Raw genomic sequence first — 12,113 nt, forward strand, 5'->3', positions numbered from 1 at the left:
CTTTCTGTCGTTCGGCCCAGGGGAGCCGAGCGTACGCCCAGACCAGGTACGACAGGCCGGATTGAGCACCATAGGGTGAATCATGAACTGAGCGAGGGATAATCTCCGATCTCCGGGTAAGGGGCCCGGATGGTCAGGTCCCGCAGGCGCCGTCGCCGGGGCACGTCGGGTGCCCTACGAGACGGCGGGCACCGACACCACGTCCGCGTAGCGCGGCACGGTCCGGGACCAGTGGTAACACCCGCGGATCCAGCCGGTCATGCCCTCCACGTAGCCGACGCCCGCGAGGCTCAGCTCCGGCTCGACCTCCGCGTAGAGCCTCTGGAACTCCTCGATCGTGGCGTTGATCTGCTGGATGGCCAGGACGACGGCGGCCTGCAGGGAACACCGGTTTTCGCGCTGGTGGGCCAGGGCCAGATTGATCATTCCGCCCGAGCGCTGTTCCTTCACCGCGGAGAAGAGGTCGGGTATCCACACCGCCGCGTCGGCCGACAGCCGGCCCAGCCGCTGTACGACGGGGTGGTGGAGTTCGGCAGCGGACAGTTCGTGTGGCTGGGCCGCCTCGCACAGCGGGTAGAACGGCTCGACGCCCGCGGTCAGCGACCGTATCGAGGTGCAGTCCCTGGCCCGTACGAGGTAGGGCTGGGCCTGCGCCACCGCCTCGTACAGCAAGCCGTGTACGTACTCACGGCTCTTCTCGGCCCACCGCGTGGCCTGTGCGGGTGTGCACCGTTCCCGGACCTGCCGGTACAGGTCGGCCAGGGCCGCTCCGAGGGGGGTGCCGGCCGGCCGGCCGTCCCGCAGGATCGCGATGCTCTCGCACAGCATGGGCACCAGCCTGCCCGGAGAGCGTCGGCCGACGTCCTCGGCGCGATCGTCGAAGATGAACTGGTAGGCGATCTGGTTGGCCACGATCTGGAGGAGGGCGGAGTCCATGGTGGGACTGTTGTAGGACGCCAGCTCGGCCGGCCGAGTGTGGGCGATCATCGCCGCCACACCCGGTTCGCCGGTCAGACCCCACCTGCTCAGCCAGGCGTCGACGCCGGCGGCGGCCTCGGCTTCATGGGGGTTGCGCTGGAAGGGAAAGGGCATGTGGAGGTGGGTGTCGATCAGGTCGCGGAGGTTGGCGGCCGGGGTTTCGTCCAGTACACCGAGCGTGATGTCCTCATGTGTTGCCGACAACGTGATCACCTGCCGTTCGGGAGTCCGAGACGCGAGGGGTGGCCACGGCTCGGGGTGCGGGGGAGTCGGCGCGGGGCGTCGCGCCCGACGGCATGCGGGAACGGGCTTCGCAGGCCATGACCAGGGAACGCGGGCCCAGCGTGATCGCGGGGCGGGGTGTCTGTTCGACGGCGCCGGGCAGATGGCGCAGGCGCCGGCGGCCGGCGATGGTGGCGAGCGCCAGGGTGACCTCCACCATGGCGAACTCGTCGCCGAGACACTTGCGGTTGCCCGCGGAGAACGGCATCGTCGCGCGGCGCTGTGCGGCGGTGGGCCGCCCCGGCAGCCAGCGGTCGGGGTCGAAACGCTCGGGGTCGGGGAACCACGACGGATCGTGGTGCAGGAGGTAGGGGCTGTAGAGCACGGTGGCTCCCGCGGGCAGCCGGCGCCCGGCGAGTTCCGTCGCCCTCGTGGTGACGCGGGTGAAGAGCCAGCCGGGTGAGGAGTGGCGCAGCGTCTCGGAGACGACGCACCGGGTGTGCACGAGGTGCGGCAGATCGTCGGGGCCGGGCCGGCGGCCGTCGGGGAGGACGGCGTCGAGTTCGGCGTGCAGCCGGCGTTCCGCCTCAGGGTTGCGGGCCAGCAGACTGAAGGCTGCGGCCAGCGCCAGTGCCGAGGTCTCGGCGCCGGTGAGCAGCAGCGTGATCAGGTGGTCGTGGATCTCCTGGTCGGTGATCGCCGCGGCTGCGTCGGTGCCGCGTGCGGCCGCCAGCAGAGCGCCGAGCACGTCGTCGCGGTCGGCACCGAGCCGGCGCCCGGCGATCGCCGTGTCGATGATCGCGTGCAGGCGGGAGAGGGCGCGCCGATAGCGGCGGTTGGCGGGGGTCGGGACGCGGAAGAGGACGTCGACCGGGACGACCGTACGGAGGAACAGGCCGCGGACGACGTCCGCGAGACAGTCCCGCACCTCGGCGGTCGTCGTGTCGTCCAGCGAGTCGGAGAGCAGGACCCGGCTGATCACGCGGGTTGTGAGGGTCATCATCGCCTCGGAGACAGGCACGGTCCCGCCCGCCTGCCAGGCCTCGCACACCGACTCGGCCTCCTCGGTGACGAGGTCCGTGTAGGCGGCGACGTGGGAGGGACGGAAGGCGGGTTGCAGCAGCCTGCGTTTGTCGCGGTGGGTCGGCTGGCGGCAGGTGACGAGGCCGTCGCCCATCAGACTGCCGAGCCGGTCGTAGAGCGGGCCCCCTTTGTCGAAGGTGTGCGGATCCATGAGCACCTCGTGGGTCAGCTCCGGGTGGCACACCATCCAGGCACGCTGGGGGCCCAGGCGTATCTCGACCAGATCCCCGTGTGCGGGCAAAGAATTCAGAAACGCGAGCGGCCGACGGTAGAAGGCGATACCGTGGCCGAGGAGAGGGAATATGCCGGGAGCAGTACCTGTCGTCCATGTTCGTTTTTGTTCAGGCACAGCGCGGTTCATGGAAACCTCCTGCCCGGTGCTACACGTGAAATGAGTGAACCTGCCTCGGGTTGAACGTCCGAGACAAGTCCTGCCCAGGTTCCACGTTCCTCGGTTTCCCGAAACCTTTCTCCAAAGGGGCGCACGGGAGCACGTTGAAGCAGAATCCCCCTGGTCTGAACAACTGTTGATGCACTGCGCGTCGACAGGGGTTTCCCTGTGTCACTCACGTGCGGTCCCGCCCCACGAGGAACGGGACCGTACGCGCTCAGCTTTCGTGCACTCGGACGGATTTCAACGCCGCGGACGAAAGGATGTCCTTCTCGCAGAACCGCGCCGTCACCCATTTCTCGGCCGAGAACAGCCGGGTCTGGTCGCTGTGGTGGGGCGAGTTCGGGTTCGAGGACTGGGAGTACGTCAGCAGGGTGCGGGCCACCGGGCAGCGACTGCCGTCCCAGCCCACCGCCTGAATATGACTGGAGCCGAACGCGACGTCCGTGTAGCCGCCCTGGCCGGCGTTCCAGACCGGCTCGATCTTGTTCCAGACGCCCAGCGCCTCGGTGCCGCCCGGGACCGGGATGCGCTGCCCGCCGCGCACGACGAACTGGTGCTCGCCGAGCCGCGCGTCCAGCGGGATGCCCGCCGCGCGCAGTTCGGCCACGGCGTCGGCCAGGGCCGTGGCGAAGCCGGGTGCGGCGGTGTTGAGCGTGTTCGGGGTGTGCACCGGGTCGGCCGCCGAGAACGGCACCCGCCACTGCTGGGCCGTTGGCACCGCGGCCGTGAGCTTCCGCCAGAACCGGTCGAAGAGCAGGGCGCCCCTGCTGCCGGTGTCCATGGTGCGGTCCCAGGCCGCGAGCACCGGGCAGGCCGCGGCGACGTCGACCGCCGTGCCGTCGCTTCCCGAGGCCGTCCCGCCCGGCAGCGCGGCACAGGCCTTCGCCGCGTCGGCCGCCGTCAGGTCACCGACCGGCACCCGGTTGGCGAACTCCTGGTCCTGGAGGTCCCGGACGGTCAGCCCGCCCCGCTCCGCCATCGCCGCCACGTCCTCGATCGCGCCCTGGGTGCGTGGTGTGCGCTGTGTCCCGACGTCGCCGAAGATCCGTTCGTACCCGGTGAGCGGCCGGTCGGCGTTGGTCAGCCAGGCGCTGTCGTTGGAGTTCTCCACGTACGGGGCGTCCAGGAGGACGGGCATCCGGGCGGGCCCGAAGGTCCCGGGCTGCACGGCGTCGGCGTCACTGCCGGGCGTGCAGGCGGCGCGCGAGCCGTCGAGGACCGCGAGCCCCGCCTGCGGATAGGTGATCCTGCCGAGATCGGTGGAGCAGCGGGCCGCGAGGTCGTCGGTGATCCGGGGCAGCACCTGCGACTGGGTGAACAGGGTGTGCCCGGCGGAGTCCGCGGCGACGGTGTTCACCCACGGGAGCCCCTGGTGCCGGTCGAGGGACGCCCGGAGGTCCGCCGTGGAGCGCGCCCTGCCGAAGCCGAGCGAGGTGTCGGCGAACCGGAAGTTGGCGGCGTTGGGGTCGTTGAACGCGTACGCCGTCGTGGCGGTCCAGGGCAGCGGCGGATCGCCGTCCGGGTCGGCGACCACCGGGCCGTACCGGGTCCACCACTGGGTGCGGGTGACGGGGGCGCCCTCCTTGACCGCGACGGTCACGGTCCGCCTGGTCATCCGCTCCGGTTTGCCGTCCACCAGATAGACGGTGGGGTCGGACGGGTCGAGGGTGAGCCGGGTCAGGTTGAAGGGGACGCCGGTCGCGACGGTGTGGCTCCAGGCCACCCGGGAGTTGTAGCCGATGGCCACGGTCGGCGTGCCGAGCAGGGCTGCGCCGGCCACGTTCAGCTCGCCCGGAATGGTCTGCTGCGACTGCCAGAACCGGCGTCCGCCCTGCCACGGGTAGTGCGGGTTGCCCAGCAGCAGACCCCGGCCGTTCGCGGTGGTGGCGCCGCTGAAGGCGACCGCGTTCGATCCCATGTCGGAGGTGGCCGACCGGTCCTGTACGGCTTGGACGAGGGCCGCGGCGTCAACACCCCGTTCCGGGGCCGGGGCACCGGTGGGAGGAGTCGCCCCGGTGATCTCGTCCACGGCGCCGCCCTGGCCGCCGAGGACGGCGAGGGCGTAGTAACGGGTGGCCACGTCCAGCGTGGTGATCGGCCGTACCCAGGCGGCGCCCGTGCAGGCCGGGTCGGTGATCCGGTGCTTCGCGAGCCAGGTGTTGTACCCGGCGGCGAACCCCCGTATCAGGTCCTTCGCCTGCCGGCTCGGGCCCAGCGGCGCCGGTTCGGCGAGCAGCTTCGCCACCGTGCCGGACTGCCGTACGCCCCGGAAGTAGAGGTCGCTGGAGAGGTTGTCCCCCGCCGACGAGAGCGAGAGGTCGGTGGCCGCGGCGGGACCGAAGAAGCGCGAGCGGTCGCCGCGCACGGTCGTGAAGCCGTCGGCGAGGGTGCAGACCTGGTCGGCCGCCTGGGCCCAGCCGGTGCCGAACCCCAGGCCGGCGTAGTCCTCGGCGAGGATGTGCGGAATGCCGTACTCGGTGTAGCGGATGACGGCGGACAGACCGCCGTGCGAGGGACGGTCCTGACGGGCGGGCCGCTCGGCCGCGGCGGCCGGTAACGCGGCCGATGCGGTGAGCAGGGCGACGGCTGCGACGAGCAGCCGTCTCGCGCGGGTGGTACGCATCTGTGTTTCCCAACGTCGTTGCGGGACAAAGCGGTTGGGCGCCTGCGGGCGCGGGTGCGGTTCCGTGGTGCTTGACCTCTCCCGGCGACGGGCCGAGGATCATGAGTCATGACGCAGGGACAGGGCAGCACGGTTGACGGGGTGCTGCGGCGCAGCGCCCGGCGCACCCCCGCACGGGTGGCGCTGGAGTACGGCGAGCGCCGGTGGACGTACGGGGAACTCGACGACGCCGTCTCCCGGGCGGCGAGCGTCCTGCTCGACCAGGGCCTCACCCGCGGCGACCGGGTCGGCACCTACGGGCACAACTCGGACGCCTACCTGATCGCGTTCCTCGCCTGCGCCCGGGCCGGCCTGGTGCACGTGCCGGTCAACCAGAACCTGACCGGCGACGACCTCGCCTACATCGTCGGCCAGTCGGGCAGCTCACTGGTGCTCGCCGACCCGGACCTCGCCGGACGGCTCCCGGACGGCGTACGGGTGCTGCCGCTGCGGGACACCGACGGCTCGCTCCTGGCCCGGCTCGCGGACGCGCCGCCGTACGACGGTCCCGAACCGCGTACCGAGGACCTGGTGCAGTTGCTGTACACCTCGGGGACCACGGCCCTGCCCAAGGGCGCGATGATAACCCACCGGGCGCTGGTGCACGAGTACCTGAGCGCGATCGCCGCCCTCGACCTGAGCGCCGGGGACCGGCCCGCGCACGCGCTGCCGCTCTACCACTCCGCCCAGATGCACGTGTTCCTGCTGCCCTACCTGGCGGTCGGCGCCACCAACATCGTCCTGGACGGCCCGGACGGCGACACCCTCTTCGACCTGATCGAGGCCGGGCGCGTGGACAGCCTCTTCGCGCCGCCCACCGTGTGGATCGGGCTGTCCAACCGGCCCGACTTCGCCTCACGCGACCTGGGCGGACTGCGCAAGGCCTACTACGGGGCGTCGATCATGCCGGTGCCCGTCCTGGAACGGCTGCGCGCACGGCTGCCGAAACTGGCCCTGTTCAACTGCTTCGGGCAGAGCGAGATCGGGCCGCTGGCCACCGTACTGGCGCCCGAGGAGCACAAGGGGCGGCTGGACTCCTGCGGCCGTGCGGTGCTGTTCGTGGAGGCGAGGGTGGTCGACGAGGACGGCAAGGACGTGCCCGACGGCACGCCCGGTGAAATCGTCTACCGGTCACCGCAGTTGTGCGAGGGGTACTGGGAGAGGCCCGAGGAGACCCAGGAGGCCTTCCGGGACGGCTGGTTCCACTCCGGCGACCTCGCGGTGCGCGACGCCGACGGCTACTTCACCATCGTCGACCGGGTGAAGGACGTCATCAACTCCGGTGGCGTACTGGTCGCTTCACGGCAGGTCGAGGACGCGCTCTACACCCATGAGGCCGTCGCCGAGGCCGCCGTGATCGGCCTGCCCGACGAGCGGTGGATCGAGGCGGTCACGGCGGTCGTCGTGGCGCGCGGCGAGGTCGGCGAGGCCGAGCTGATCGCCCATGTGAAGGAGAAGATCCCCGCCTTCAAGGCACCCAAGCGGGTGCTGTTCGTGGACGCGCTGCCCCGCAACGCCAGCGGCAAGATCCTGAAGCGGGAGCTGCGGGAGCGGTTCGGTGAGGCCCCGTGAGGACCCAAGACGTCTGGTTCCATACCTTGCGCGGCTTCCGGTACCACGTCCGCCGTTCACCGGTGGCGTGCAGATAGCAGACATGCGCTGCTGCCTCCCCGTCCCCCTCGGCGCACTCGCGGGCATCCCCGGCCCCTGCGAGATGCTGCGCTCCGGTTTCCTGCTCGCACCCGCCCTTCTCAGGTCCGCCACCGCCCCCGCGCCCCGTCACCCCCGCTCCCTCGCCGCCGTCCACCTGGAACTGGTCACCCTCACCGAGGACCGTGCCGTCGTCACCTGGCACACCGCCCAGCCCGGCACCGACGACGGCACCGGCCGCATGCTGCCCGCCGTCACGGAGGGCGAGGTCGTCTACGGCACCCATCCGGCCCGCCTCAACCGCACCGCGGGCGAGGACCGGCCCACCGCCCACCACCACGTCGAACTCACCGGCCTGGAACCGGGCCAGACGTACTACTACCAGGCCCGCTCCCGGGGCGTGCCCGCCACACCCACCGCGCTGCACCTGGTGCGCGGCAACGCGGCCGGCACCTCCCGGCACGGCCTCGGCTCGCCCGGCGGCCCCTACTCCTTCACCACCCCGCAGCCCCCGCCCGGCCGCCATCTGCTCTCCCTCGCCCTCTGCAACGACCTGCACATCGGCGAGACCGTCGCCGGTCTGGTGGCCGGCGTGCCCTTCCTGCGCGGAGTGGCACAGCGCGCCGGGCGCACCGCCTACCCGGAGCTGATGAGCCGCGCCGTGGTGGACGAGGCCCGCAGCCGCGGAGCCGAACTGCTGCTGGCCGCCGGTGACATCTCCGCAGGCGGTCGACCGCGCGACCTGACGGAGGCCAGACGGATCCTGGACGGCTTCGGCACCCACCGGCGGGACTACTTCGTGGTCCGCGGCAACCACGACCGCGACGGGCAGGAGGGCGACACCTTCCGCGGCGCGTTCGGTACGCCGGACGGTCCCGGCTACTTCGAGCACGACGTGGGCGGGCTGCGGATCATCGGGCTCGACACCTACGACAAGCGCGGGAACGGCGGTGACGCGGGCGGTCTCGGCGCCGAGCAGCTGTCCTGGTTCCGCCGCCGGTTGCGGGCCCACCGGGAACAGCCCACCGTGGTCTTCGGACACCATCCGCTCACCGTCCGGGACGCCCTCTTCCCGGTGAGCCCCGGACAGCGCCTCGGCCGCCGCCAGGCCCGCGCGATCCTGCGGGCCTATGCCGCCGCCCCGGGCGTGTTCCTCCACCACGCCGGGCACACCCACCGCAACAAGCGCACCCAGGTGCCCCTCGCCCCCCAGGTGACCCTGCAGGAGGTCGGCGCCGCCAAGGAGTACCCCGGCGGGTTCTTCCTGCTGCGGATCCACTCCGGCGGCTACGCCCTCAACTTCTTCCGGGCCCGCCACGCCGAGGCCCTGGAGTGGAACGAGCGCAGCCGACGGCAGGCCGGGGGACTGTGGCCGTACCACGCGCTCGGCCGCACGGTCGCCGACCGCAACAGTGTGGCCGTCCGCGACCTGTCCGGCATCGGCCGTCCGGCACAGCCGTCCGCGCCGCCCCGTTCGCCCCAAGGGATGACGGCCGACCCGACCCCCCGCCTGGATGCGGCCTGAGGCACGGGCGCCTCCGTAGCGTGGGTGCATGGCGACCCTGTGGGAACTCATGCACGACTGCATCCCTGACGACCACGCCCGCCAGGTCACCTCCCGCTACTACCTCGACGAGGCCATGAGCTCGTCGCGGGCACCGGACCGGGTGGTCGACCTCGGATGCGGGCGCGGCACCTCGGCCGGGCTCTTCCGCCGGCACGCCCCGGACGTGCGATGGGTGGGGCTCGACATCCGCGACTCCCCGGAGGCCGCGCAGCGCTCGCCCGGAGGCGACCCGGTGGTGTACTTCGACGGCGTCAACATGCCGTTCCGCTCCGGCGCGCTGCCGCTGATCTACTCGCACCAGGTCTTCGAGCACGTCGCCCGGCCCAGAGAACTGCTCGCCGAGGTGGGCCGGGTGCTGCGTCCGGGCGGGCTGTTCATCGGCAGCACCTCCCAGTTCGAGCCCTACCACTCCTTCAGCCTGTGGAACTACACGCCGTACGGGTTCCGGATGCTGGTGGAGGAGGCCGGGCTGGCCCTGGAGGAGATCCGGCCCTCACTCGACGGCGTGACTCTGATCATGCGCACCTACCACTCCTCGCGGAAGAAGGAGTACGGCCGGTTCTGGCAGACGGAGTCGCCGCTCAACACGGAGATCGACACCTGGGCACGCAAGAGCGGGCGGCACACGGCCCTGGTGAACCTGCGCAAGCTCACGTTCTGCGGCCAGTTTGCGTTCCGGGTGACCAAGCCGGTCATGAGCGCCTGACCCCGCCGGCCGCCGGCCGTCGTCACCGCCGTGCCCGGCCTGGGCGGGCGGGGCCTTCGGCGGGGCTTCGGTGTCCGGCAGCGGAGGAGGCGTGAGGTGCGGCACCGAGGTGCTTCCGAGTGGCCGTCGTACCACTGTGCGCGTGATCCACATCGAATCGTGCGCACAGAGTACGGCCCCCGGACCGTCCCGCCGCGGTGGCACACCCGCGCGTCCTACCGGTCGGCGGCCACCGCCACCTCGCGTGCCCATCGGTAGTCCGCCTTGCCGCTCGGCGACCGCTGGATGGACTCGGCGATCACCAGCTGACGGGGGATCTTGTATCCGGCCAGCTGGGTACGGCAGTGGGTCTGGATGTCCGTGAGAGAGGGCCGGCCGGCGCCCTCGCGCAACTGCACCACGGCCGCCACATGGTTGCCCCACTTGGCGTCCGGCACCCCGGCCACCAGCGCGTCGTACACGTCCGGATGGGACTTCAGCGCCTGCTCGACCTCCTCCGGGTACACCTTCTCGCCCCCGGTGTTGATGCACTGCGAGCCCCGGCCGAGCACCGTGACGACCCCGTCCTCGTCGACCGTGCCCATGTCGCCGAGGAGCACCCAGCGCAGGCCGTCCTTCTCGAAGAAGGTCTCGGCCGTCTTCCGCGGGTCGTTGTAGTAGCCGAGCGGGACATGGCCGCTCTGCGCGACCCGGCCGATCTCGCCCACCGCGACCGGCTCATGGGTCGCCGGATCGACCACCTGCGTACGGGAGTTCACGCGGACGCGGAACCGGCTGCCGGCCCCGGAGTCGTTCGTCGCGGTGCCGTTGAAGCCGGACTCGGAGGACCCGAAGTTGTTCAGCAGCATGCAGTTCGGGACGAGTTCGCTGAACTGCCGGCGCACGGTCTCGGAGAGGATCGCACCGGAGGAGGAGACGCTGAACATGGAGGAGCAGTCGGTGTCCTTCATCGGCCCCTTCAGGGCGTCGATGAGCGGGCGCAGCATCGCGTCGCCGACCAGCGACATGCTGGTGACCTTCTCCTTCTCGACGGTCCGCAGCACCTCCTCGGGCACGAACCGGCGGTGGATCACCACCCGTTGCCCGAAGTTGAAGCCGATGAACGTCGTGAGGGTCGACGTGCCGTGCATCAGCGGGGGAGTGGGGAAGAAGGTGATCCCCGCGCCGCCCGCCGCGACCCGCTCGGCCAGCTCCTCCGGTCGCTTCACCGGCTCACCGGTCGGCGCTCCACCGCCCAACCCCGCGAAGAACAGGTCCTCCTGACGCCACATCACACCCTTGGGCATCCCGGTGGTGCCGCCGGTGTAGATGATGAACTGGTCGTCCGCCGAGCGTGCCGGGAAGCCTCGCTCGGGCGACCCCGCGGCCTCGGCCTCCGCGAAGGACACGGCCTTCGGGCCGGACTCCGGCTCGCCCACCCGCACCAGGTGCCGCAGCTTCGGCGCCCGCGGCAGCGCCGCGGCCACCCGGTCGTCGAACTCCGCGTCGAAGACCAGCGCGACCAGGTCGGCGTCCTGGTAGAGGTACGCCAACTCCTCTTCGACATAGCGGTAGTTGACGTTGACCGGCACGATCCGCGCCTTCAGGCAGCCGAGCACCGTCTGGAGGTATTCGACCCCGTTGTAGAGGTGCAGCCCGAGATGCTCGCCCGGGCGGATCCCGCTGTCGGCCAGATGGTGGCCGATGCGGTTGGCGGCCGCGTCCAGCTCCGCGTAGGTCAGCCGGCGTTCCGCGCCGGTGCCGGGGTGATCGAGGTAGACGAGCGCCTCGCGGTCCGCGGCCACGTCGACGACCGACTCGAACAGATCGGCAAGGTTGTACTCCACCGCTCCTCCTGACCCCGGCAACCATGGCGAAGAAAGGCGCACCTGTCGGTTCGCCGGTCATCAGAGCAAAGGGCGCGGCAAGTGGGAAGGGTTCGCGCGAAGAAATCTGACTGTCTGTCAGAAAACCCTTGAAGTGCCTCCCGCCCTACTGCAACCTGTTCTCGTTCCGGCAGAGGGGAGAGGTCCATGGGTGGGACGGAACACCTCACCGTACGGCGCGAGGGCGCCACACTGGTGCTCACGCTCAACAGGCCCGAGGCCAAGAACGCGCTCTCGATCTCCATGCTCGTCGGCCTGTACGACGGCTGGATCGAGGCCGACGAGGACGACACGGTCCGCTCGATCGTGCTCACGGGAGCCGGCGGCGCCTTCTGCGCCGGGATGGACCTCAAGGCGCTGGCCGGTCAGGGCATGGCGGGCGAGCACCTCCGCGACCGGCTGAAAGCAGACCCGGACCTGCACTGGAAGGCGATGCTGCGCCACCATCGCCCGCGCAAACCCGTGATCGCAGCCGTCGAGGGCTACTGCGTCGCGGGCGGCACCGAGATCCTCCAGGGCACCGACATCCGGGTCGCGGGCGAGTCCGCGACCTTCGGGCTCTTCGAGGTGAAACGCGGGCTCTTCCCGATCGGCGGCTCCACGGTCCGGCTGCAACGCCAGATCCCGCGCACCCACGCCCTGGAGATGCTGCTCACCGGACGGTCGTACACCGCCCGGGAGGCCGCCGGCATCGGGCTCGTCGGCCATGTCGTCCCGGACGGCACCGCGCTCGGCAAGGCCCTGGAGATCGCCGAACAGATCAACGCGTGCGGGCCGCTGGCCGTCGAGGCGGTCAAGGCGTCGGTGTACGGGACGGCGGAGATGACGGAGACGGACGGGCTCGCGGCAGAGCTGAAGCGTGGGTGGCCGATCTTCGACACGGCCGATGCGAAGGAAGGTGCTCGCGCCTTCGCGGAGAAGCGACCGGCCGTCTACAAGCGCGAGTGATGCCCGGTGCGTCGGACGCTGCGGGCCGTATGCGGCTG

The 12,113-nt window shown here is 71.1% G+C and carries 8 protein-coding genes; 4 read left to right on the forward strand and 4 right to left on the reverse strand.

Going from position 1 to position 12,113, the window contains the following annotated elements:
- Window positions 1-174: 174 nt before the first annotated feature.
- From ACFWXC_RS08975 to ACFWXC_RS08985, 3 genes are all read right to left on the reverse strand, one after another.
- Window positions 175-1,182 (reverse strand): (-)-alpha-amorphene synthase, encoded by a 1,008-nt coding sequence (locus tag ACFWXC_RS08975; protein ID WP_384475368.1) that lies wholly within the window; start codon window positions 1,180-1,182, stop codon window positions 175-177.
- Window positions 1,166-2,644 (reverse strand): cytochrome P450, encoded by a 1,479-nt coding sequence (locus ACFWXC_RS08980; protein WP_384475371.1) that lies wholly within the window; start codon window positions 2,642-2,644, stop codon window positions 1,166-1,168. The genes ACFWXC_RS08975 and ACFWXC_RS08980 overlap by 17 nt, the downstream gene beginning before the upstream one ends.
- A gap of 247 nt (window positions 2,645-2,891) precedes the next feature.
- Window positions 2,892-5,300, reverse strand: a complete 2,409-nt coding sequence (locus ACFWXC_RS08985) for a penicillin acylase family protein (RefSeq protein WP_384475374.1) — start codon at window positions 5,298-5,300, stop codon at window positions 2,892-2,894.
- 108 nt (window positions 5,301-5,408) lie between these two features.
- Here ACFWXC_RS08985 and ACFWXC_RS08990 point away from each other — a divergent pair, with 108 nt between their 5' ends.
- The 3 genes from ACFWXC_RS08990 (at window position 5,409) to ACFWXC_RS09000 (ending at window position 9,262) form a co-directional block, all read left to right on the forward strand.
- The gene (locus ACFWXC_RS08990) at window positions 5,409-6,911 is read left to right on the forward strand and encodes an acyl-CoA synthetase (protein WP_384475376.1); all 1,503 of its coding nucleotides are present in this window, start codon (window positions 5,409-5,411) and stop codon (window positions 6,909-6,911) included.
- A 67-nt stretch (window positions 6,912-6,978) separates the two neighbouring features.
- A complete protein-coding gene (locus ACFWXC_RS08995) occupies window positions 6,979-8,514 on the forward strand; it encodes a metallophosphoesterase (RefSeq protein ID WP_384475379.1) in 1,536 nt (511 codons plus the stop codon).
- A gap of 28 nt (window positions 8,515-8,542) precedes the next feature.
- A complete protein-coding gene (locus ACFWXC_RS09000; protein ID WP_384475382.1) occupies window positions 8,543-9,262 on the forward strand; it encodes a class I SAM-dependent methyltransferase in 720 nt (239 codons plus the stop codon).
- Window positions 9,263-9,477: 215 nt separating this feature from the next.
- Here the strand turns inward: ACFWXC_RS09000 and ACFWXC_RS09005 are convergent, their stop codons facing one another.
- The gene (locus tag ACFWXC_RS09005; RefSeq protein ID WP_384475385.1) at window positions 9,478-11,088 is read right to left on the reverse strand and encodes an acyl-CoA synthetase; all 1,611 of its coding nucleotides are present in this window, start codon (window positions 11,086-11,088) and stop codon (window positions 9,478-9,480) included.
- Between the two features lie 186 nt (window positions 11,089-11,274).
- Here ACFWXC_RS09005 and ACFWXC_RS09010 point away from each other — a divergent pair, with 186 nt between their 5' ends.
- A complete protein-coding gene (locus ACFWXC_RS09010) occupies window positions 11,275-12,075 on the forward strand; it encodes a crotonase/enoyl-CoA hydratase family protein (protein ID WP_384475388.1) in 801 nt (266 codons plus the stop codon).
- Window positions 12,076-12,113 lie beyond the last annotated feature (38 nt).

Source organism: Streptomyces sp. NPDC058683, assembly GCF_042716195.1.
Taxonomy (GTDB): Bacteria; Actinomycetota; Actinomycetes; order Streptomycetales; family Streptomycetaceae; genus Streptomyces.

Coding starts and splice junctions, on each gene's coding strand:
- ACFWXC_RS08980 (WP_384475371.1), bottom strand. CDS start 2,644: ATGAACCGCGCTGTGCCTGAACAAAAACGAACATGGACGACAGGTACT.
- ACFWXC_RS08985 (WP_384475374.1), bottom strand. CDS start 5,300: ATGCGTACCACCCGCGCGAGACGGCTGCTCGTCGCAGCCGTCGCCCTG.
- ACFWXC_RS08990 (WP_384475376.1), top strand. CDS start 5,409: ATGACGCAGGGACAGGGCAGCACGGTTGACGGGGTGCTGCGGCGCAGC.
- ACFWXC_RS09000 (WP_384475382.1), top strand. CDS start 8,543: ATGGCGACCCTGTGGGAACTCATGCACGACTGCATCCCTGACGACCAC.
- ACFWXC_RS09010 (WP_384475388.1), top strand. CDS start 11,275: ATGGGTGGGACGGAACACCTCACCGTACGGCGCGAGGGCGCCACACTG.